Below are 21567 nucleotides of genomic sequence, written 5' to 3' on the forward strand. Positions count from 1 at the left end.
CATATTTTTAACTATTTTTAAGACCAATAAAAATTAAAATAATTTCTGGTCTGTATAAAAAATATAAAAATAATTTGGGTTTTATATTTTTGGATTTTATAGTGGAATATTTCCATGTTTACGTTTAGGTAATTCTATTTCTTTATTTTCTAACATACTAAAAGCTTTTATCAATTTTCTTCTCGTTTCATTTGGAAGGATTACCTCATCAATAAAACCTCTTTGAGCTGCTAAAAACGGTGTTGCAAATTTTTCGGCATACTCAGTTTCTTTTTCAATCAATTTTGCCACTGGGTCTTGTGCTTCAGCTATTTCTTTTTTGAATATAATCTCGCTGGCTCCTTTGGCTCCCATAACAGCAATTTCTGCAGTTGGCCAAGCAAAATTCATATCGGCACCAATGTGTTTTGAATTCATTACATCATAAGCACCACCATAGGCTTTTCTGGTAATAACAGTTACTCTTGGCACCGTTGCTTCGCTTAAAGCATATAACAATTTAGCACCGTGAACTATGATTCCGTTCCACTCTTGGTCTGTTCCGGGTAAAAAACCTGGAACATCAACCAAAACGAGCAAAGGAATATTAAAACAATCGCAAAAACGTGTAAATCGAGCGGCTTTTATTGAACTCTTAACATCCAAAACACCTGCTAAATAAAGCGGTTGATTGGCTACAATTCCGATACTTCTTCCTCCTAAACGGGCAAATCCTACTAAAATATTTTCTGCATAATTTTTATGTATTTCAAAAAAAGAGTCCTCATCAATAATTCCTTGAATCACTTCATGCATATCATACGGTTTGTTTGGATTATCCGGAATAACGGTCATGAGTTGCTCTCGAATTTCATCATTTAAAACATAAGGAATTTTAGGAGCTTTTTCCTTATTACTTTGAGGCAAATAACTCAGTAGTTTTTTGACATCTTCCAAACATGCCACATCATTTTCCGACGTTGTGTGAGCCACTCCGGATTTACTGGAATGCGTACTTGCTCCTCCTAATTCTTCAGAAGTAACGGTTTCATTAGTTACTGTTTTCACTACATTGGGTCCTGTGACAAACATATAACTTGTGTTTTCTACCATCATCGTAAAATCTGTCATAGCAGGCGAATAAACCGCACCACCGGCACAAGGTCCCATGATGGCAGAAATCTGCGGAATGATTCCACTGGATTTTACATTTCGATAAAAAATATCAGCATAACCGCCAAGCGAACGAACTCCTTCCTGAATTCTCGCACCGCCAGAGTCATTCAATCCAATCATTGGTGCTCCGGTTTTGAGAGCCATGTCCATCACTTTACAAATTTTTTCAGCATGTGTTTCAGATAAAGCTCCACCAAAAACAGTAAAATCTTGTGCAAATACAAAAACCAACCTGCCATTAACCGTTCCGTATCCTGTAATTACACCATCGCCATAGTACTGTTCTTTTTCCATCCCAAAATCAGTAGTTCTATGGGTGACCAAAGCATCGATTTCTTCAAATGAACCTTCATCCATTAAATAATTGACTCTTTCTCTTGCAGTTAATTTTTTCTTGGCGTGTTGCGTTTCAATACGTTTTTTTCCACCACCTAATTTTGCTTCTGCTAATTTATCTTGTACTGCTTTTATCTTATTTTCCATGCTTATTGAATTGGTAATCGAACAATTTTTTGATCTTCAAGGTATTGCTTTAATGCAACCATAGCTGCTATCTCGGCTTCTTCACTTTCATTGGATTTGATTATTTCTGCGTTAAAATATTTTTTCACAAAATGCGTATCAAAATTTCCCGATTGAAAAGCTTCGTGTTCACAAACAAACCTTCCAAACGGCAAGGTGGTTTGCACTCCTTTGACTTTATAATTTTTAATTGCATGAATCATGAGTTGAATAGCCTCACTCCTATTTTTGCCATAGGTAATTAACTTGGCCAACATCGGATCATAATAAATTGGTACATCCATACCTTGTTCAAAACCGTTATCTACACGAATCCCTTCTCCTTCGGGCAATTGGTAAATTTCCAGAGTACCAACACTTGGAAGAAAATCATTCAACGGATCTTCGGCATAAACTCGGAGTTCTAATGCATGTCCGCTATTTTGTAATTCTTCTTGTTTAACCCCTAATTTTTCACCTTGAGCAACTAAAATTTGCATTTCCACCAAATCCAAACCAGTTATTAATTCCGTTACCGGGTGTTCCACTTGCAAACGTGTATTCATTTCAAGAAAATAGAAATTATGGTTTTCATCTAATAAAAATTCAACCGTTCCAGCTCCAAGATAGTCACATGATTTGGCCACTAAAACGGCAGCCTCGCCCATTTTTTTTCGCAATTCCGGTGTTAGAACTGATGAAGGTGCTTCTTCTACCACTTTTTGATGACGACGTTGAATACTACATTCTCTTTCAAATAAATATAAAATAGTTCCGTGAGCATCTGCCATCACTTGAATTTCAATATGTCTCGGTGAAGCAACATATTTTTCTATAAAAACAGAACCGTCACCAAAAGCTGAAGTTGCTTCACTAATTGCTCGATTCATCTGTGATTCAAACTCGGTTTCATTTTCAACTACCCGCATTCCTTTTCCGCCACCACCGGCAGAAGCTTTGATTAAGATTGGAAAACCAATTTGACTGGCAATCTCTTTTGCTTTTGCCACATCAGTTATAGCTTGGTCATATCCGGGAACCATAGGAATATCATAAGCTTTCACTGCTTCTTTGGCCGCTAACTTGCTTCCCATGATGTGAATAGCTTTTGATTTTGGCCCGATAAAAATGATGTTATTTTTCTCTGCTTCTTCCGCAAAAGCAGCATTCTCACTTAAAAATCCGTAACCCGGATGAATAGCATCCGCACCCAACGATTTTGCAACTTCAATGATTTTGTTTCCTAATAAATAGGATTGATTCGAAGGAGATTCACCAATCCAAACTGCTTCATCAGCAAATTTTACATGAGGTGCATCTCGGTCAATTGTAGAAAAAACGGCAACGGTTTTAATACCCATTTTTTTTGCCGTTTTCATTACTCTAATGGCAATTTCGCCCCTATTAGCAACTACTATTTTTGTTATTTTTTTCATTTAATCAGAATTTATCTAGTATTTCAACCCTAAATCTTGTCTTACTACTTAATACTATTATCTTATTACTTTTACTCAAACTCAACCAACAATTGTCCTTTATCAACAGTATCTCCTTTTTTGACAGCTATCGATTTAATGATTCCGTCTCTTGGGGAAGAAAAACTATTTTCCATTTTCATTGCTTCTAAAATCAATAAATTGTCATTTTCTTTCACTTCTTGACCAACTGAAACATTGATTTCTAAAATCAAACCTGGCATTGGAGCTTTAATTTCATTAACAAGTTTGGTGGTTTGTGATGCAAATCCCATGGCAGCAATTAACTGATCTAGTTCATTTTCAATAACAATTTCATATTCATTTTCATTGACTAAAATGGTATATCTTTTTTTCAAAAAATCAGTTTTGACAACACTAGCATGAAATGATTTGTGATTCTTCAACAAATGAAATGAATTGAAAGTTGAAACGCTATCTAAATTTTTGATAGCATCATGAGTTAATTCGAATTCTAAATTTGAATTGACCTTTACCTTGTACTTAGTATTCATAGGAGAAATTTGATAAGTGTAAAATTATGAAAAAGAAAACGTTTTCGTAAAGTAATCCCGCTATAAATTTGGTAATTTAATATAGTTCAGTTTTTAAAAAATTATGACTTTGTTTTATGACAAATATCATCTGAAAACACAAAAAACTTTGGTAAATTAGTACTTGAAAATAATTCTTAACTAATTAAATATTTTAAGACATGATTAGTAAACATCCAATCCTCCAAGAATTTCCGGAACATTTAGAAAAAATTAAAGATTTATATCATCACAATGAAGAATTTCAGGTTCTCTTATCTTCTTATACCAGTTTAGATGAAGAAATATTTGAAATTGAAAAAGGTGAAATTCCTGCCACCGATGATGTGCTTACTCACAAGAGAAAAGATCGCGTTTTTCTTAAAGACGAAATCTATTCTTATCTAACAAAAAATTAAATGAAAAACAGTTGGAAGTTGCTACTTTCAACTGTTTTTTTATAGTTTTAAAAGTAACTTTGAATGTAAATTTCGCAAAGATTTTGAATACCAAAAAAGTTCAAAATCATCAAAATGTGTCTCATAATCAGATTTAATCTGAGAAAATGTTATGGATTGTAAATTAAAAACGGATAATTTTTGAAGCAATTCCACAAACCAAATAGCTTTTTCTTTTTCCAATGAAATTTCAACTGTTTCTATTTTGGAATGAAAAGTCAATTTCATCATTTCCCATGACTGCCCTTTTTTAGATTTGGTATAAAATTCAGTCGATGGCTTACCTCCTATCCAAACGATTTTTGCTGTTGGTTTGGTAGTGAAAAGTTCTTCTTTTTCCAAACAAGAAATGATATAATCCGGAGCAATTTTTGTTTTTGGAATTTTAAAATCAAACCAATCTTGCAACTCATACTCAAAACAAATGCCGTGCATGTAATTAAAGAGTGATTTCTTTAAACCAAAACTGAATTTGTCATGATTGATTCCGGTTTTGTCTGTAAACTGAATATCGTTATTGGCAAAAGTAATGTCATTTTGTTGCGGAATTACGCCAAATTCTTCGGGAAACATTCCAACGGGACTGTGAGCCGTCATCGCAAATTGATGCCAAAAACCGGATTGTAAAATGCCTAATTCAAATAATTGCCGCACCATTTCGAGGCTATCAACCGTTTCTTGAATGGTTTGCGTAGGATAGCCATACATCAAATAAGCATGTACCATAATACCGGATTCGGTAAAATTTCTTGTTACTTGAGCCACTTGTTCCACAGTAACACCTTTTTTGATGAGTTCTAATAATCTATCGGATGCCACTTCCAATCCGCCGGAAACAGCTATACAACCGGAAGCTTTTAATAGCTTACATAAATCAGCTGAAAAACTTTTTTCAAAGCGGATATTTGTCCACCAACTTACCGTTAATTTTCGTCGCAATATTTCCAATGCCACTTCACGCATCAAAGCCGGTGGAGCCGCTTCATCCACAAAATGAAATCCATTTTCGCCGGTTTGAGCAATGAGTTCTTCCATTCTGTCTACCAAAGTTTTGGCAGCGATGGGTTCATATAATTTGATATAATCAAGTGAAATATCGCAGAACGTACATTTTCCCCAATAGCAACCGTGAGCCATTGTGAGTTTATTCCAACGGCCATCGCTCCATAAACTGTGCATTGGATTTGCAATTTCGATGACGGAAATATAGTTATCCAATTGCAAATCGGAATAATCGGGTGTGCCGACTTCCGATTGTTTGTAGTCGTTTTGGGTGGAATTGTTTTTGTAAACGACTTCATTGTTTTCGAGAAGGAAAGTTCTCTTGTATTGGTTGGAAGATGGAAGATGGAGGCTGGAAGCCAAAAGCTCTATCGGCAATTCCCCATCATCCAATGTAATAAAATCGAAAAATTCGAAGACGCGTTTATCTTTTAAATCTCTTAATTCGGTATTGGGAAATCCACCTCCCATTGCCGTTTTTATGTGTGGAAAATTAGTTTTTATAAATTGAGCACATCGAAAAGCACTGTATAAATTCCCCGGAAACGGAACCGAAAAACATACTAATTTAGGTTGAATCTCAGTAACTTTTTTATTTAAAATAGAAAGCGTAATTTCATCAATATACGTTGGTTTTTGATTCAATTGATGGTATAATTCATCGAAAGAATTGGCACTTCGTCCTAACCGTTCGGCATATCGACTGAAGCCGAAATTTTCATCAACACACGCCACGATATAATCGGATAAATCTTCGAGGTATAACGTAGCTAAATGTTTGGCTTTGTCTTGCATTCCCATTGTTCCGAAGGCATATTCCATATCATCCAACTGATCAAAACGAGAGGCTTCAGGTAGAAAATTTCCGGAGCAAATTTGACGAGCTAGAGTTGGATTTTTCCCTTGAAGAAAAGCAATGACAGCATCAATTGTTTGAATGTAATCGTTTTGTAAAGCATAAATCCTTTCACAATTCTCATCAACTTGAAACTTGAAACTTGAAACTTGAAACACTTTTTCTAATCCTCTTTTTGAAAATAGTTCTAAAATCACTTCGATACCCAAATCCATCTGAAACGAGGAAATGTTTTTGGTATTTAAAAAACCTTTCAAATAAGCTGTGGCCGGATACGGCGTATTCAGTTGGGTGAAAGGTGGCGTGATGAGTAGGAGGTTTTTCAAAAAAAATGTTTTTACAAAAGTAAGTTGAAAATTTTAATTTATCATTTCCTAACCATTTGTTAAACAACTTTTGACTACTTTTATTTTCGTTATTTTTACGAAAACTTTAAAACTATGCCAACCGACTGTATCAGCTATCAAGAATCCGGATATTTTTCATCGTTAATCAACGATTATCTGAATGAAAAACCGGAGTTGAAAGCCTTATATCATCGTTTTCCGAACCTGGAAAATTTTAAGTTACAGTTAGAAGAGAAAGGAAGAAATTTCAATGGCAATGACAATTTCAAGAGAGAAATCTTGGTTTCTGTTTTGGAAAAACAATATGATTCGATAGTCACTTCTGAAACAACATCAAACAACATAAAACTTTTAAACAATTCAAACACGTTTACGGTTACAACAGGACATCAGTTGAATTTGTTCACGGGTCCGTTGTATTTTTTGTATAAAATTGTTTCGACAATAAATTTGTGTAAGAAATTAAAAAATGAATTTCCTGAACACGATTTTGTTCCAATTTATTGGATGGCAACGGAAGATCACGATTTTGAAGAAATCAATTATTTCTCCTTGCATGGAAAAAAAATAAGTTGGAATAAAAATAGTTCAGGTCCTGTTGGTCGTTTGTCTACAGAAGGTTTAGAAAACGTTTTTGATGTTTTTGAGTTAGAAATCGGTCATGGTGACAATGCAAAATTCTTGAAAGAACTTTTCAAAAAAGCATATATAGAACATGCTACTTTAGCCGATGCCACCAGATATTTGGCCAACGAATTATTTAAGAACCAAGGTTTAGTTGTTATAGATGCCGATGATACTGATTTGAAAAAATCGTTTATTCCTTTTATTAAAAACGAATTGTTGCAGCAAACCGCATTTGCAAAAGTAAATGAAACGACTCCCTTGCTAGAATCGTATTCGGTTCAAGTGAATCCGAGAGAAATTAATTTGTTCTATATTGAAGATAATTTGCGGGAACGAATTGTTTTTGAAAACGGAAAATATAGCGTACTCAACACAAAACTGACATTTTCGGAACAGGAGATTTTGAAAGAAGTTGAAAATCATCCGGAAAAATTTAGTCCGAATGTGTTATTGCGACCGTTATATCAGGAAGTTATTTTGCCGAATTTGTGTTACATTGGCGGCGGAGGCGAATTGGCGTATTGGTTGGAATTGAAATCGTTTTTTGAAAGTCAAGAAGTCACTTTTCCAATTTTATTACTTCGTAATTCGGTTTTGTTAGCCACCGAAAAACAAGCTTCAAAAGCAGATAAATTGCAATTGACTTGGCGGGATTTATTTTTGAATCAACAAGAATTATTAAATCAGAAAACGAAATTACTGTCTGATTTTACAATTGATTTTTCTGCTCAAAAAGAAGCATTGAAAAAGCAGTTTGAAGAGCTTCATAAAATGGCGGAGGCAACTGACAAATCCTTTTTAGGAGCTGTAAAAGCTCAAGAATCTAAACAAATTAAAGGATTAGAAAATTTAGAAAAACGCTTGTTGAAAGCCGAAAAAAGAGTTCATCAAGAACAATTAAACCGCATCATTTCGTTGCAAAATGAATTATTTCCAAATCAAAGTTTACAAGAAAGAAAAGTAAATTTTTCTGAGTTTTATGTGGAGTTTGGGGTAGAATTAATTGAAAAATTATTGAAAGAATTAAAACCTTTGGAAAAGGAATTTAAGGTGGTGGTTTTGTAGAAAAAAAACTTGAAACCTGAAACTTGAAACTTCAAACAAAAACCCTAACTTTGCACCCGAATTAAAACAAGCAAATTACAATGGCAACAAATAGAACTTTTACAATGATTAAGCCGGATGGCGTTGAAAACGGACACATCGGTGGGATTTTGAATATGATTACGGAAGGTGGTTTTCGTATCGTAGCAATGAAATTAACGCAATTAACTGTTGCTGATGCAAAGGCATTTTATGCTGTTCACGCTGAAAGACCTTTTTATGGCGAATTGGTAGAATTTATGACTCGCGGTCCTATCGTTGCTGCTATTTTAGAAAAAGAAAACGCTGTTGAAGACTTCAGAACTTTAATTGGTGCAACAAATCCGGCGAATGCTGCTGAAGGAACTATTCGTAAAAAATATGCTACTTCTATGGGCGAAAATGCGGTTCACGGTTCAGATTCTGATGAAAATGCAGCAATCGAAAGTGCTTTTCATTTTGCAGGAAGAGAGCAGTTTTAGTTGGCAGTGATCAGTTTTTAGTGGTCAGTACAATAGATAAAATCCCATTTCAATTTTGAAGTGGGTTTTTTTTATGAAGCTAAATTGCCAACTAAAAACTGAACACTGAACACTACCTCAAAACCAATTCCTTAACCACATCTTTCCTTAATTCGTCGTTGAGCATCGTGATGATTTTTTGTTTTCCATAACTAAGTTCTTCACGCAAAACAGCCGAAGTTAAGGTGACGTAAAGTGTAGTTCCTTTCAAGATAACTTCTTTAGTATACGTGTTTACGCCATTTCCCATGAGTTCTTTCCAAGCTTTTTCAACGTCGATTTTGTCCATACCGTATTGGAGTTTATTATTTTCAATAAACGCTTTGAGTACATCGGAAATCGGACTTTCGTTACTTAATCGCTTGGCCATTATTGGATAGAAATGGGTTTGAATCGTTTATAATGATAGTATAAATTTTGCTTGTTTTTGAGTACTAAAATACTATCGGATAACGATACGATTTCCTCGCTCCATTGGGCAAAATCAGTTTTATAATGAATTTGAAAAATACCGGAACTATCTTTAATTTGAATGGTTTCAAATTCATCATTTGTCAAAAACTTGCCATCAAATTGTGGTTTTACTTTTTTTCTGAAACCTTTTTCGTCATTCCATTCGATATAATCAACAGTTTCGTTTATTGAATACTCTTTTTCTTGACCATCAGGTAATTGTACTTTTTGAATTTCCCAATAACCATTTATTTTTGAAATAGCATCAGGAGCAACTTTTTCTTGACAAGAAATCAATACAATCAAAAAAAGAAGGGAATAAAAAAGTTGTTTCATCGTTTTAAAATAAAGTTTAAAATTACAATTATTTTGAAGGAATAAAAAGTAAATTTGATTAAACCTTTCTAAAAAGATTGAATCTAAGTTGACATAAAATCGTAAAGTTATGAAGCATTTTTTTCCACTTATTTTGTTATCGTTTTTACTTTTGAATTGTTCGTCTGACGCTGATTCTTCAGTAGACATTCCATCTGATACAATGTATTTTCCACCATTGTCAGGAAATATTTGGGAAACTAAACCCATGAATGAGCTAGGTTGGAATGAAAGTCAAGTACAACCTTTGTTGACTTTTCTAGAAGAAAAACACACTAAAGGTTTTATTGTTTTAGTAAATGGACGCATTGTGATGGAAAATTATTTCAACGGTCACACCGCAACTTCGCCATGGTATTGGGCAAGTGCCGGAAAAACATTAACTACAGCAACAGTTGGAATAGCTCAAAAAGAAGGCTTACTCGATAGTGATGATAAAGTTTCAGATTATTTGGGAACAGGTTGGACATCGGCACCTTTGGTTAAAGAAAATTTGATTACGAATCGGCATCTTTTAACGATGACATCTGGTTTAAATGAAACTTTGGGAGATGATGTTTCACCAGCAAATCTACAATATGTTGCAGATGCAGGCTCTCGTTGGGCTTATCATAATGTGTATGTAAAACTTCAAGATGTTGTTGCAGAAGCTTCAAATCAAACTTGGAACTCTTATTTCAATAATAAATTGCGAGATAAAATTGGCATGAGCGGCACTTGGATTCCATTAGGTGGACTGAGTGTTTATTGGAGTACAACCCGTAGTGTGGCTCGTTTTGGACTACTATCTTTGAACAAAGGGAAATGGGAAAATGAAGTAATAATTCCCGAAACTTATATGACAAATACCATTTCAACTTCTCAAAATTTAAACAAAGCCTATGGTTATATGTGGTGGTTAAATGGAAAAGAAAGTTATAGATTACCACAAACGCAATTTCAATTTTCCGGTTGTTTGATACCGAGTGCTCCGACTGACATGGTTAGTGGTTTGGGAAAAAATGACCAGAAAATTTATGTTATTCCAAGTAAAAAAATGGTAGTTATCCGTTTAGGAGAAGTTGCCGATGAAGAAAATTTTGCTTTGTCTGATTTTGATAATCAATTATGGCAAAAAATTAATGCGGTGATTAATTAACCTTTGTTTAAAATTTTATATTGATTGATTTGTCGCGATTGATTTGTTGTTCCTACTCCATTCGCTCCACGAACCAACATACAATTTTGGAATTTCAAATCCAGCATAATCCATCGCTAAAAGTGTATGACATGCTGTAACACCAGAACCACAATGTACTATAATTTTATTTGAATTTTTCTTTTCAAAGACATTATTATATTTTTCTTTCAGTAACTCAGGTGATAAGAAAAGGCCATTCTCATCTAAATTAGTTGAAAACGGAATATTGATTGCATTGGGAATGTGACCGGAAATTAAATCAATAGGTTCAAATCTACCATTATATCGAGTAGCTTCACGAACGTCAATAATCAAATAATCTTGATTGTTTGACGCTTTTTCAACTTCATCAATGGTAGCCAATGGTAGTTTCCAATTTTCAATTTTGTATTCCTTAGTTGGAATAGAAAATTCTTCTTTAGAATTTGTTGGATAATTATGTTGTTCAGCTTCTTGCAAACCACCATTAAGCACTTGAACTTTTTTGTGTCCGATAGATTTTAACATCCACCACATTCGAGCAGCAGCATTTGAACCGTTTTTATCATCGTAAAGTACAATATGCTTTTCAGGAGTAATTCCTAAACTTGAAAGTAGTTTAGAAAATTTTTCAATGGAAGGTAAAGGATGTCTTCCTCCAATTGACAAATCCTCCTTAATTTCCGCAAGTTGTGAATTCAAGTCCACAAAAATTGCCCCGTCTAAATGTTTCTTATTGTAATTGGATTTAGCATCTTTTCCGTTGCTTACATCAAGAATAACTAAATTATCACTATTGCCGAGTTCTTTTAATTCATAAACTTGTATAAGCGGAGTGACTGTATTAATCATTCTTTTTTTAAATACTTTTTGAGTTAATTCCCGTATTTATCTTGTAAAAAATAAACCAAATCATATTCATAATAACGAACAGCTATAATGAGTGCTACAGTAATAATTGTAATTATCCAAGAATACTTTTTGTAAATAACTGTATATGCCGTTAAAATCCCCATGATGATGAATGGAATGGCTAAAATAATATTAGGAATCATCCAAGCTCCTCTAACAATAGCTATAGATTTCAATAAAACAAAAAAGAAACTGTAGACGGAAACAATTTTGGTTAAGGACACCAAATACTTATTAAATACAACCGGTTCTTGATTTTCCATTAATTAAAAAAAGAGTCTACAAACTCATATTTGTTAAACACTTGAAGGTCTTCTATACCTTCACCTACACCAATATATTTTACAGGAATTTTAAATTGATCAGAAATTCCGATGACAACACCACCTTTTGCCGTTCCATCTAATTTGGTTACAGCTAAACAAGAAACTTCTGTGGCGGCAGTAAACTCCCTAGCTTGTTCGAATGCATTTTGACCAGTAGAACCATCCAAAACCAATAAAACATCGTGTGGAGCATCGCCAACCACTTTTTGCATCACACGTTTAACTTTAGTTAACTCATTCATTAAGTTAACTTTGTTGTGTAAACGTCCTGCTGTATCAATAATAACTACATCTGCATTTTGAGTAACCGCACTTTGTAAGGTATCAAATGCAACAGATGCAGGATCACTTCCCATTTGTTGTTTGACGATTGGAACACCTACTCTATCAGCCCAAATTTGCAATTGATCAATAGCAGCAGCTCTGAAAGTATCAGCAGCACCTAAAACCACCTTGTGACCTGCTTTTTTGAATTGATATGCTAATTTTCCAATTGTTGTAGTTTTACCAACTCCATTTACACCAACAACCATAATTACATAAGGTTTTTTGTTTACTGGAACTTCAAATTCGGTGGCTTCACCTGAATTTGTTTCTGACAACAAACCTGAGATTTCTTCGCGAAGAATTTTATTGAGCTCATCTGTTCCCAAATACTTATCTCTAGCGACACGTTCTTCAATACGATCAATTATTTTTAAGGTGGTTTTAACACCAACATCTGAAGAAATTAATACTTCTTCTAAATTATCCAAAACATCTTCGTCAACGGTTGACTTGCCCGCAACAGCTTTTGTTAATTTAGAAAAAAATGATGTTTTAGTTTGTTCTAATCCTTTATCTAAAGTTTCCTTTTTTTCGGAAGAAAATATTCGTTTGAAAAAACTCATATTCTTATTTTTAAGTATTTTATTCTGAGAGCAAATATAAAAATAAAAAAGCCACTTTCAAGGAAAGTAGCTTAGCTATATACTATCTATTTAAAATTATTTCTTTTTCAAGAAATTATCTACAAGTTCAGGAGCCATTACAGATTCAACAAAAGTATAAGCTCCGGTTTTTGGAGATTTTACCATTTTAATGGCTTTAGTTAATCTTTTTGACGCTGTTTGTAACGTTGCTACGGTTTTCTTTGCCATTTCTTATCTTATTTAATTTCTTTATGAACTGTTACTTTTTTCAAGATTGGATTAAATTTTTTAATCTCTAATCTGTCCGGAGTATTCTTTTTGTTTTTAGTAGTGATATAACGAGACGTCCCAGGAACTCCTGAAGTTTTGTGCTCTGTACACTCTAAAATTACTTGGATTCTATTACCTTTCTTTGCCATTTTTCTGTATATTTAATTGGGTTGGGATTATGAAATAAATCCGTTTGCTTTTGCATCTTTTAATACAGCAGCTAACCCTTTTTTGTTAATCGTTTTTATAGTAGACGCAGCCACTCTTAGCGTAATCCATCTGTCTTCTTCAGCAAGATAGAAACGTTTTTTAACTAAGTTTACAGAAAATTTTCTCTTAGTTTTGTTCATCGCGTGAGAAACATTGTTTCCTACCATCGCTCTTTTACCTGTAAGGTCACAAACTCTTGACATTATGCTTATCTTTTATCGTTATTCAAAATCAGGGTGCAAAGAAACAAAAAACTAATCTATTACACAAACAAATTTTAGTAGTTTTTTAAAATTTCTTTTAAAAGTAATTCAAGTCCTTTGTTTACTGCTCTGTCTATCACTTTTTGACGGGGCTGACCAAAATTAAATGCTTCCGAAAAAACACCATTAGGTGTAGCTATGGCAATACAAACCGTTCCCAAATCTGCCGGAGCTTCTCCTTTTGCTGGTCCTGCGTTACCGGTAGTTGCAATAGCAAAATCTGATTTCAAAACTTTCTTTACTCCAAGTGCCATTTCTTCTGCAACTTCTTTGCTAACAACGGAAAATGCTTCTATTGTAGCTTCATTTACTCCAAGCAAAGCTACTTTTGTATCTGTGGCATAGGTCACAACGCCTCCCCTGAAATAATCTGACGAACCCGAAATTGAAGTAATGGTTTCTGAAATCTTTCCTCCAGTACAGCTTTCTGCAGTTGCGAGCGTGAATCCTTTTTGAGTGAGTATTTTTCCTAAAACCACTTCTATACTTTCCTCCTCTTCAAATCCAACAATAATATCGCCTATTAATTCTTGTAGCTGTAACACTAACTCATTTGTAGTTTTTAGAAGAAGATTTTCATCCAATCCACGTGCTGTTAAGCGTAATCGAACTCTACCCGGACTCGGCAAATAGGCTAATTTTATAAAACTTGGTAAATTGTCTTCAAATGACTCAATGCGTTCTGCTACAATACTTTCGCCTTGTCCGTAAGTTAAAATCGTTTTATGCAAAACATAAGGACGTTTGAACTCTTTAACTATTTTTGGAATTAGGTGACTTGCAACAATTGCTTTCATTTCATAAGGAACTCCGGGTAATGACACAAAAACTGTTTTCCCTTTTTGCATCCACATTCCCGGTGCCGTTCCATAATCATTTTGTAAAACCACACATTTTGAAGGTACTAATGCTTGATCAAGATTGACTTGCGAAACTCTGAAATTTAATTTTTCAAATAAGGCAACAATGTGATTTTCTACTTGTTGGTTTTTAATCAATATATCTTCAAAATAATCACAAAAAGTAAGCTTAGTCAAATCATCTTTTGTTGGCCCCAAACCTCCGGTAATGATGACAAAATCAACTTGGTCTTGTACTTTAGAAAAAGTTTCTAAAATATGTGATTTTTCATCACTAATAGATACCATTTCGTGAACCTGAATTCCGATTTTATCTAATGATTTTGCAATGTATCCGGAATTGGTATCAGTGATTTGTCCAATAAGAATTTCGTCCCCAATTGTGATAATGGTTGCTTTCATTGTGTAAGTTTCTGAGATATTATTTGCTAAATTTAGCAACTATTCTAACCTAAACCATGCATTAGCTGGCAGATAAAAAGTAAAAAGCTCGGAACTAAAAAAATCGATTTTTATTTGACAAAAACACCGAACAGATATCTCAATTACTATAGAAATTGCAATGAATCTGACTGCCTTTTGCTTATAAAGGAATTCGTTTCTTATAAATCGAAATCTTTGTGAATTTCTTTAACAGCTTTGTCAATTTGATCTTCAATACTTTTGAAAACCTCTTTTATTTCTTTGCGTTTACCTTCTCTTTTGGTCCATTCCATCACCAAAAGATTCTCCTCGTAGGCCACGTTTAATCCTAATAAATCAAGAGTTGGTTTTATTTTATGAGCATAGCTATAAGCTAATTTATGGTCTTTATCTTCAATCCCTTTTTTGATAAATTTTAAATCCTCAGGGACTTCATTTACAAAAAGTGTGATGATTTGGTATACAAATTCAGGATCATTGTCTGAAAGTGCGTAAACTTTGGCCAAATTATAATGTAATGCCATTTTTTATTTTACTTGTATTCGAAATAATTTTTGTTCTTCAATGAATCCTTCTAGGATATCGTTTGCTTTTACTTTTGCAACACCTTGAGGTGTTCCGGTAAAAATAATGTCACCAATTTTGAGTGTAAAAAATTGTGAAACATAAGAAATAAGCTCATCTATTTTCCATAACATGTGGCTGGTATTACCTTTTTGCACAATATTACCGTTATTTCTCAGTTCAAAATTAATGTTTTCTGTGGAACTAAAATCTTTTTTCGATAAAAAGCTACCAATAACCGCTGAACCGTCAAAAGCTTTGGCTTTTTCCCAAGGCAATCCTTTTTCTTTTAATTTGGCTTGTAAATCACGTGCGGTGAAATCAATTCCTAAACCTATTTCATCATAATAATTTGAAGCAAACTTAGCATCGATGTATTTTCCAACTTTGTTAATTCTCACTAATATTTCAACTTCATGATGAATATCATCACTAAATTCAGGGATCACAAACGGATGCTGCTTTAATAAAACAGCACTATCTGGCTTTAAAAAAACCACTGGTTCATCAGGTCGCTCATTTTGTAATTCCTCAATGTGTTTGGTGTAATTTCTTCCGATGCAGATGATTTTCATTTTTTCTGAATTACTGAGACTTTTTTTTAACTTAGTTTATTGTTTAATTTTCTGAGTTTTATGGCTGTCAGTACTTTTTTGGTATACAATGGAAAATCTGCATTTTGTATCCACCCAAAATATCCCGGTTCCTCATCTAATACCTTTTCAACCAAAGCACCTTTGTGTTTTCCAAAAGAAAAAATTTCCTGTCCTTTATCATTAAATGTTATAAATCCAGCAAAATCGACTGATTTTTTTCGAGTAGTAAATTCAGAAAGCGATTTCATATCGTTTTCTAATTCAGGATAACGTTCTAATTGAGCTTTTAGGATTTCGTAAGTTGCCATAGTATCTGCTTCTGCAGAATGAGCATTCTCTAAGCTTTTTCCGCAATAAAATTTATATCCCGCACTCAAAGTACGTTCCTCCATTTTATGAAAAATAGTTTGAACATCAACAGACACTCTGTTTTTCATATCAAAATCTACTTCTGCTCTCAAAAGTTCTTCCGCCAATAATGGTATGTCAAATCTATCCGAATTGAAACCGGCTAAATCAGAATCTTTAATCATGGTATAAATCTGTCCGGAAAGCTCTTTAAAAGTGGGTTCATTTGCTACTTTTTCATCTGTAATACCATGGACTTGAGAGGCTAAATACGGAATTGGCATTTCAGGATTAACCAACCAAGTTTTACTTTCTTTGTTTCCGTTTGGATAAACTTTAAAAATGGAAATTTCTACAATTCTGTCTTTGGCTACGTCTACTCCGGTTGTTTCAAGGTCAAAAAAGCAAATTGGTCTGTTTAATTTAAGTTCCATTTTAAAATTTTAGAAGGACAAATATAAGTGTTTGAGTTTACCTTTGAACGATTGGTTTCTTTTTTTTAGGAGTTTTTTAAGTTTTTTAAAAGTAAAAACCCTTTCTACTTTTTAATCGTGAAAGGGTTTTAAAAATAGTTTTACTTTGTTTTAAAATTCTCTATTTTCACTGAAACCTTCTAGATAATCAGCTACTCGTTTTACGAATTGTCCACCTAATGAACCATCTACTACACGGTGGTCATAACTGTGTGACAAGAACATTTTGTGACGAATTCCGATGTAGTCTCCGGTTGGAGTTTCAATTACAGCCGGAACTTTTCTGATAGCTCCTAAAGCTAAAATGGCTACTTGTGGTTGGTTGATAATAGGTGTTCCGAAAACGCTGCCGAAAGTTCCCACATTAGTAACTGTATAGGTTCCGCCTTGAATTTCGTCAGGTTTTAATTGGTTATTTCGAGCACGATTGGCTAAATCGTTTACTGTTTTTGTTAAACCGACAAGGTTAAGCATATCTGCATTTTTAATAACCGGAACAATTAAGTTTCCGTTTGGTAATGCCGCAGCCATTCCTAAATTGATGTTTTTCTTTTTGATGATGTAATCTCCTTCAACAGAAATATTAATCATCGGGAAGTCTTTGATGGCTTTTGCAACAGCTTCCATGAATATTGGAGTAAACGTTAACTTCTCGCCTTCTCTTTTTTCAAAAGCATCTTTCACTTTGTTTCTCCAATTTACAATATTAGTGACATCCACTTCAATGAACGACTGCACGTGAGCCGACGTTTGTTTGGATGCTACCATATAACCTGAAATCAGTTTTCGCATACGATCCATTTCGATGATTTCGTCTTGACCGTTTACGGAAACCGGAATTTTTTTCTCTGGAGTTGATTCTACTTTTGGAGATTCAACCTTTGAAGATTCAACTTTTGCTTCTGCTTTTGGAATTTCTGCAACAACAGCTGCTTGCTTTGGAACCGCAACAGGTTGATTGGCTCGGTCTTTTACATAAGATAAAATATCATCTTTTGTTACACGGCCTTCTTTTCCTGAACCTTTAATGGTTTCCAATTCTGCAATTGAAACACCTTCTTCTTTAGCTATATTTTTTACTAATGGCGAAAAGAATTTTTCTGATGAAGAAAAATCTACTGCTGCCGGCTCAACGGTTTGTACAATTTCTTTAGCAACTTCAATTGTTTTCTCAATTTCTTTAACCACTTCAACAATTGGAGCTTCTTCAACAACTGGCGATGCTACCGGAGGATTACCTCCTTCTGTATCAATAATAGCTATCGTTTGACCTACTTGAACAACATCATCCACCTGAAATAGAATCTCCACCAAAGTACCAGAAACCTCAGATGGAACTTCGCTATCAACTTTGTCAGTAGCGATTTCCAAGACGGCTTCATCGGCATCGATTTTCTCTCCAACTTTTTTAAGCCAATTGGTAATTGTTGCTTCGGCAACACTTTCACCCATTTTGGGCAATTTTAATTCAAATTTTGCCATATCTTTAACCTAACGGTTTATTTTGTGTTTCAGTTTGCGAAATTACTAAAAAAAGGATTGGTTTTTGTAATTATCAATAAAATTTCAATGTCAATTACAAAAATCAATGTTAACTTCAAAAATTAATAATCAAAATCATTATTTTTCAATCATCACGACTTCTCCTCTATCGTTGCTGCTGTTGCTTCCAATCATAAAATCACTTTGATTGGGAATGATTTTAAAAGTTACTTTTTCATTTTTATACAATTCCATTGCTGAAATGATGCTTGAAAAAGTCAAATCGTTCTGATCAAAAATGATTTCAATGTTCGAATTTATTCCTTTTAATAGCGAAGGTAATTCATTTTTAAAAGAGGATGATAGCCTTTTAACATTTTTTCCTAACAATTTTTCTAGTTCTTCTTTTAATAACTCATTTTCAGAAATTAAAATATAATTGTCAATTTTTCTATTGGAAACTCTCGCTTTATTTTTCTTTAGAAAAGCAAAAAAGAAACTTCCAACTTTCATAAAAACACTAAAAAAAGATGATTTTTTGAAATGTTTGGCATAAAAATAATCCATTGCCTCTTGAAAACGTTTCATATACGTTCCGTCTTTCACGGTGCTTTCTCCTTTATAATGAATGACGGTGGTTTCGGCAAAATAATAATTCCATTTTTCTTTTTTCAAAACCATGTAACTCAAGTCAATGTCATCGGAATACATAAAACAATTTTCGTCGAATCCGCCGACTTCATTGTATAAATCACGTTTCATTAGCATAAATGCTCCCACCAAAATATCTACTTTTCCGGATTGATTTTCAGTTAAATGCTCAGCATAATATTGATTGAATAACTGAACTTTCGGAAAAATTTTATACAACCCGAAGATTTTTGTAAACGCCACCCAAGGTGTTGGAATGCCGCGTTTGCTCTCGGGGAGGAAATTTCCGGTGCCGTCGATGAGTTTGCAACCTAGAATTCCGAGTTTGGAGTTGGGAGTTTGAAGTTGGGAGTTTAAAATTTTTGTGAAAGTATCTTCTGCGACAACGGTGTCGGGATTGAGAATGCAGATGTATTCGCCTTTTGCTTCAGCAGCTCCAATGTTGTTTCCTTTTGGGAAACCGGTGTTATCGTTGTTTTCAATGAGTTTGATGTGAGGAAAACGGGTTTTCATCATTTGACAACTATCGTCGGATGAATTATTGTCGATTACAATTATTTCACCGTCAATGTGTTGCAAAGCGGCTTGAACACTGAGCACACATTGTTCGAGAAAATAACGAACATTGTAATTTAGGATGATGACGGATAGTTGCATAGGACAAATATAATGTGAAAATGTGGCAATTTGAAAATATTACACCCTATAGGTTTCAAAAACCTTTAAGGTGTATAAGTCATGTAGTTTTAGTAATTCGTTTCAGAAAAAATAAAGCATTACTTTTGCACTTTTAAAATCATTGACTAATTGGCAAATTGCCACATTTATACATTAAATGAACTATCTTTCAGTAGAAAATATATCCAAATCCTTCGGCGAACGCGTGTTGTTTGACAATATTTCGTTTGGCATCAACAAAGACCAGAAAATTGCTTTTATTGCAAAAAATGGTTCGGGAAAAACAACCATTATGAACATTATTAACGGTTTTGATGAACCGGATACGGGTCAAGTGGTGGTTCGAAAAAATATCAGAATGGCTTTTTTGTCGCAAAAACCTAATTTACAAGATGAATTGACGATTGAAGAAAGCATTTTTGCCAGTGATAACGAAACGCTGAAAGTAATTGAACAATACGAAAAAGCATTAGAAAATCCGGAAAATGAAGAAGCTTATCAAAAAGCGTTTGATTTGATGGACCAACACAATGCATGGGATTTTGAAACCCAATTCAAACAGATTTTGTTCAAACTGAAGTTGGAAGATTTTAAATTGAAAGTCAAAAGTCTTTCGGGTGGACAAAAAAAGCGACTTTCGTTGGCGATTATTTTGATTAATCGTCCGGATTTATTGATTTTGGATGAGCCAACCAACCACTTGGATTTGGAGATGATTGAATGGTTGGAAAGTTATTTTGCCAAAGAAAATATCACGTTGTTTATGGTGACGCACGACCGTTTCTTTTTGGAACGTGTTTGTAATGAAATTATCGAATTAGACAACGGAAAACTATACCAATACAAAGGAAATTACTCCTATTATCTCGAGAAAAAAGAAGAACGAATTGCTTCTGAAAATGCTAGTATTGACAAAGCTCAAAATCTTTTTGTGAAAGAATTGGCTTGGATGCGTCGCCAACCGAAGGCGAGAACCACCAAATCAAAATCTCGTCAGGATGATTTTTATGTGATTAAGGAAAAAGCCGAGAGTCGCCGAAAAGAAAATGTGGTCGAGCTTGAAATCAATATGGAACGAATGGGAAGCAAGATTATTGAGCTTCATAAACTGTATAAAAAATTCAAAGACCGAGTGATTCTTGACAATTTTTCGTATGATTTTCAACGTGGAGAACGCATTGGAATTATCGGAAAAAACGGAACAGGGAAATCGACTTTTTTGAATATTTTGACTAAAACCATGTTGCCCGATGCCGGAAAAGTGGTGATTGGCGAAACGATTAAAGTTGGTTATTATACGCAAAGCGGCATCAATCCGAAACCGGGTCAGAAAGTAATTGATATTATTAAGGAATACGGCGAATATATTCCGCTTACGAAAGGGAAAATTATTTCGGCTTCGCAATTGTTGGAACGTTTTCTTTTTGATGCAAAAAAACAATATGATTTTGTAGAAAAATTAAGTGGTGGCGAATTGAAAAGATTGTATTTGTGTACGGTTTTGATTCAGAATCCGAACTTTTTGATTTTGGATGAGCCTACAAATGACTTAGATATTGTAACCTTGAATGTTTTGGAAAGTTTTTTATTGGATTTTCCCGGATGTTTGTTAGTAGTTTCGCACGATCGTTATTTTATGGATAAAATTGTAGATCACTTATTTGTCTTTCGTGGCGAAGGTGAAATTGAAGATTTTCCGGGTAACTATTCCGATTTTAGAGCTTACGAAGACAGTGCCGATGTAGCTTTGAAAGAAGAAAACAAAGCTGATAAAAAAGCATGGAAGCAAAATAATCCGGCTGGAAATTTATCGTTTAACGAACAGAAAGAATTTCAAAAAATAGAAAGAGAAATCAAAGATTTGGAATTTGAGAAAAAGCAAATCGAACAGTTATTTGCCGATGGAAAAGTAGCGGATGATGCTATTGAGAAAAAAGCGAATGAACTTCAAATAATTATAAAGAAATTAGAAGATAAAGAAGAAAGGTGGTTTGAACTTTCTTCGAAAATGGAATAAAGTAGCACTAAGAATCACAAAGTTAAACACAAAGTTTC

General features: G+C 34.0%; 23 protein-coding genes. 5 read left to right on the forward strand and 18 right to left on the reverse strand.

Going from position 1 to position 21567, the window contains the following annotated elements; genetic code table 11:
• Positions 1-96: 96 nt before the first annotated feature.
• From B3L86_RS12505 to B3L86_RS12515, 3 genes are all read right to left on the reverse strand, one after another.
• Positions 97-1638, reverse strand: a complete 1542-nt coding sequence (locus tag B3L86_RS12505; RefSeq protein WP_291119736.1) for an acyl-CoA carboxylase subunit beta — start codon at positions 1636-1638, stop codon at positions 97-99.
• Between the two features lie 2 nt (positions 1639-1640).
• Positions 1641-3083: an acetyl-CoA carboxylase biotin carboxylase subunit gene (locus B3L86_RS12510; RefSeq protein ID WP_291119941.1), complete on the reverse strand. Its 1443-nt coding sequence runs from the start codon at positions 3081-3083 to the stop codon at positions 1641-1643.
• 80 nt (positions 3084-3163) lie between these two features.
• Positions 3164-3646: a biotin/lipoyl-containing protein gene (locus B3L86_RS12515; protein WP_291119739.1), complete on the reverse strand. Its 483-nt coding sequence runs from the start codon at positions 3644-3646 to the stop codon at positions 3164-3166.
• 200 nt (positions 3647-3846) lie between these two features.
• On the opposite strand from B3L86_RS12515, the gene B3L86_RS12520 reads away from it, so the two are divergent.
• Entirely contained in the window at positions 3847-4083 is a 237-nt protein-coding gene (locus B3L86_RS12520; RefSeq protein ID WP_291119742.1) for a YdcH family protein, read from the forward strand.
• 39 nt (positions 4084-4122) lie between these two features.
• Here the strand turns inward: B3L86_RS12520 and B3L86_RS12525 are convergent, their stop codons facing one another.
• Positions 4123-6306 (reverse strand): B12-binding domain-containing radical SAM protein, encoded by a 2184-nt coding sequence (locus tag B3L86_RS12525; RefSeq protein ID WP_291119745.1) that lies wholly within the window; start codon positions 6304-6306, stop codon positions 4123-4125.
• A gap of 114 nt (positions 6307-6420) precedes the next feature.
• On the opposite strand from B3L86_RS12525, the gene bshC reads away from it, so the two are divergent.
• The gene (gene bshC, locus B3L86_RS12530; protein WP_291119748.1) at positions 6421-8019 is read left to right on the forward strand and encodes a bacillithiol biosynthesis cysteine-adding enzyme BshC; all 1599 of its coding nucleotides are present in this window, start codon (positions 6421-6423) and stop codon (positions 8017-8019) included.
• An 80-nt stretch (positions 8020-8099) separates the two neighbouring features.
• A complete protein-coding gene (locus tag B3L86_RS12535) occupies positions 8100-8519 on the forward strand; it encodes a nucleoside-diphosphate kinase (protein ID WP_291119751.1) in 420 nt (139 codons plus the stop codon).
• Positions 8520-8631: 112 nt separating this feature from the next.
• Here B3L86_RS12535 and B3L86_RS12540 read toward each other — a convergent pair whose 3' ends face one another.
• Together B3L86_RS12540 and B3L86_RS12545 are read right to left on the reverse strand one after the other, a co-directional pair.
• A complete protein-coding gene (locus tag B3L86_RS12540) occupies positions 8632-8928 on the reverse strand; it encodes a DUF721 domain-containing protein (RefSeq protein WP_291119754.1) in 297 nt (98 codons plus the stop codon).
• Positions 8928-9347, reverse strand: a complete 420-nt coding sequence (locus B3L86_RS12545; protein WP_291119757.1) for a lipocalin family protein — start codon at positions 9345-9347, stop codon at positions 8928-8930. Before B3L86_RS12545 ends, B3L86_RS12540 begins: the two co-directional genes overlap by 1 nt.
• Positions 9348-9456: 109 nt before the next feature.
• On the opposite strand from B3L86_RS12545, the gene B3L86_RS12550 reads away from it, so the two are divergent.
• Positions 9457-10524: a serine hydrolase domain-containing protein gene (locus B3L86_RS12550; RefSeq protein ID WP_291119760.1), complete on the forward strand. Its 1068-nt coding sequence runs from the start codon at positions 9457-9459 to the stop codon at positions 10522-10524.
• A gap of 15 nt (positions 10525-10539) precedes the next feature.
• On the opposite strand, the gene B3L86_RS12555 is transcribed toward B3L86_RS12550, so the two are convergent.
• The 12 genes from B3L86_RS12555 to B3L86_RS12610 form a co-directional block, all read right to left on the reverse strand.
• The gene (locus B3L86_RS12555; RefSeq protein WP_291119763.1) at positions 10540-11397 is read right to left on the reverse strand and encodes a sulfurtransferase; all 858 of its coding nucleotides are present in this window, start codon (positions 11395-11397) and stop codon (positions 10540-10542) included.
• 23 nt (positions 11398-11420) lie between these two features.
• Positions 11421-11720, reverse strand: coding sequence for a hypothetical protein (locus B3L86_RS12560; protein WP_291119766.1), 300 nt, complete (start codon positions 11718-11720; stop codon positions 11421-11423).
• A complete protein-coding gene (gene ftsY / locus B3L86_RS12565) occupies positions 11720-12673 on the reverse strand; it encodes a signal recognition particle-docking protein FtsY (RefSeq protein WP_188361868.1) in 954 nt (317 codons plus the stop codon). The genes B3L86_RS12560 and ftsY overlap by 1 nt, the downstream gene beginning before the upstream one ends.
• 96 nt (positions 12674-12769) lie before the next feature.
• On the reverse strand, positions 12770-12922 hold the full coding sequence (locus B3L86_RS12570; RefSeq protein WP_291119769.1) for a DUF4295 domain-containing protein: 153 nt from the start codon (positions 12920-12922) through the stop codon (positions 12770-12772).
• Positions 12923-12930: 8 nt separating this feature from the next.
• Positions 12931-13113, reverse strand: a complete 183-nt coding sequence (rpmG, locus tag B3L86_RS12575) for a 50S ribosomal protein L33 (RefSeq protein ID WP_112087260.1) — start codon at positions 13111-13113, stop codon at positions 12931-12933.
• Positions 13114-13140: 27 nt separating this feature from the next.
• The gene (rpmB, locus tag B3L86_RS12580) at positions 13141-13377 is read right to left on the reverse strand and encodes a 50S ribosomal protein L28 (protein WP_026711523.1); all 237 of its coding nucleotides are present in this window, start codon (positions 13375-13377) and stop codon (positions 13141-13143) included.
• A gap of 74 nt (positions 13378-13451) precedes the next feature.
• Positions 13452-14699, reverse strand: a complete 1248-nt coding sequence (locus B3L86_RS12585) for a CinA family nicotinamide mononucleotide deamidase-related protein (protein WP_291119774.1) — start codon at positions 14697-14699, stop codon at positions 13452-13454.
• Positions 14700-14899: 200 nt separating this feature from the next.
• Positions 14900-15244: an Hpt domain-containing protein gene (locus B3L86_RS12590; RefSeq protein WP_188361871.1), complete on the reverse strand. Its 345-nt coding sequence runs from the start codon at positions 15242-15244 to the stop codon at positions 14900-14902.
• Between the two features lie 3 nt (positions 15245-15247).
• Positions 15248-15859 (reverse strand): fumarylacetoacetate hydrolase family protein, encoded by a 612-nt coding sequence (locus tag B3L86_RS12595; protein ID WP_291119779.1) that lies wholly within the window; start codon positions 15857-15859, stop codon positions 15248-15250.
• Positions 15860-15885: 26 nt separating this feature from the next.
• Positions 15886-16662, reverse strand: a complete 777-nt coding sequence (locus tag B3L86_RS12600) for a 3'-5' exonuclease (RefSeq protein WP_291119782.1) — start codon at positions 16660-16662, stop codon at positions 15886-15888.
• Positions 16663-16812: 150 nt separating this feature from the next.
• Positions 16813-18183 (reverse strand): dihydrolipoamide acetyltransferase family protein, encoded by a 1371-nt coding sequence (locus tag B3L86_RS12605; protein WP_291119785.1) that lies wholly within the window; start codon positions 18181-18183, stop codon positions 16813-16815.
• Positions 18184-18321: 138 nt separating this feature from the next.
• Positions 18322-19491 (reverse strand): glycosyltransferase family 2 protein, encoded by a 1170-nt coding sequence (locus tag B3L86_RS12610; RefSeq protein WP_291119787.1) that lies wholly within the window; start codon positions 19489-19491, stop codon positions 18322-18324.
• 178 nt (positions 19492-19669) lie between these two features.
• On the opposite strand from B3L86_RS12610, the gene B3L86_RS12615 reads away from it, so the two are divergent.
• Entirely contained in the window at positions 19670-21529 is a 1860-nt protein-coding gene (locus tag B3L86_RS12615) for an ABC-F family ATP-binding cassette domain-containing protein (RefSeq protein WP_291119790.1), read from the forward strand.
• Positions 21530-21567 lie beyond the last annotated feature (38 nt).

Origin of the sequence: Flavobacterium sp. UBA6135 (genome assembly GCF_002428305.1) — a bacterium.
Taxonomy (GTDB): Bacteria; Bacteroidota; Bacteroidia; order Flavobacteriales; family Flavobacteriaceae; genus Flavobacterium.

Coding starts and splice junctions, on each gene's coding strand:
- B3L86_RS12550 (WP_291119760.1), top strand. CDS start 9,457: ATGAAGCATTTTTTTCCACTTATTTTGTTATCGTTTTTACTTTTGAAT.
- B3L86_RS12590 (WP_188361871.1), bottom strand. CDS start 15,244: ATGGCATTACATTATAATTTGGCCAAAGTTTACGCACTTTCAGACAAT.
- ftsY (WP_188361868.1), bottom strand. CDS start 12,673: ATGAGTTTTTTCAAACGAATATTTTCTTCCGAAAAAAAGGAAACTTTA.
- B3L86_RS12610 (WP_291119787.1), bottom strand. CDS start 19,491: ATGCAACTATCCGTCATCATCCTAAATTACAATGTTCGTTATTTTCTC.
- B3L86_RS12560 (WP_291119766.1), bottom strand. CDS start 11,720: ATGGAAAATCAAGAACCGGTTGTATTTAATAAGTATTTGGTGTCCTTA.
- B3L86_RS12600 (WP_291119782.1), bottom strand. CDS start 16,662: ATGGAACTTAAATTAAACAGACCAATTTGCTTTTTTGACCTTGAAACA.
- B3L86_RS12570 (WP_291119769.1), bottom strand. CDS start 12,922: ATGGCAAAGAAAACCGTAGCAACGTTACAAACAGCGTCAAAAAGATTA.
- B3L86_RS12585 (WP_291119774.1), bottom strand. CDS start 14,699: ATGAAAGCAACCATTATCACAATTGGGGACGAAATTCTTATTGGACAA.
- B3L86_RS12595 (WP_291119779.1), bottom strand. CDS start 15,859: ATGAAAATCATCTGCATCGGAAGAAATTACACCAAACACATTGAGGAA.
- B3L86_RS12520 (WP_291119742.1), top strand. CDS start 3,847: ATGATTAGTAAACATCCAATCCTCCAAGAATTTCCGGAACATTTAGAA.
- rpmG (WP_112087260.1), bottom strand. CDS start 13,113: ATGGCAAAGAAAGGTAATAGAATCCAAGTAATTTTAGAGTGTACAGAG.
- B3L86_RS12515 (WP_291119739.1), bottom strand. CDS start 3,646: ATGAATACTAAGTACAAGGTAAAGGTCAATTCAAATTTAGAATTCGAA.
- B3L86_RS12540 (WP_291119754.1), bottom strand. CDS start 8,928: ATGGCCAAGCGATTAAGTAACGAAAGTCCGATTTCCGATGTACTCAAA.
- B3L86_RS12535 (WP_291119751.1), top strand. CDS start 8,100: ATGGCAACAAATAGAACTTTTACAATGATTAAGCCGGATGGCGTTGAA.
- B3L86_RS12555 (WP_291119763.1), bottom strand. CDS start 11,397: ATGATTAATACAGTCACTCCGCTTATACAAGTTTATGAATTAAAAGAA.
- B3L86_RS12605 (WP_291119785.1), bottom strand. CDS start 18,183: ATGGCAAAATTTGAATTAAAATTGCCCAAAATGGGTGAAAGTGTTGCC.
- B3L86_RS12615 (WP_291119790.1), top strand. CDS start 19,670: ATGAACTATCTTTCAGTAGAAAATATATCCAAATCCTTCGGCGAACGC.
- bshC (WP_291119748.1), top strand. CDS start 6,421: ATGCCAACCGACTGTATCAGCTATCAAGAATCCGGATATTTTTCATCG.
- B3L86_RS12545 (WP_291119757.1), bottom strand. CDS start 9,347: ATGAAACAACTTTTTTATTCCCTTCTTTTTTTGATTGTATTGATTTCT.
- rpmB (WP_026711523.1), bottom strand. CDS start 13,377: ATGTCAAGAGTTTGTGACCTTACAGGTAAAAGAGCGATGGTAGGAAAC.
- B3L86_RS12505 (WP_291119736.1), bottom strand. CDS start 1,638: ATGGAAAATAAGATAAAAGCAGTACAAGATAAATTAGCAGAAGCAAAA.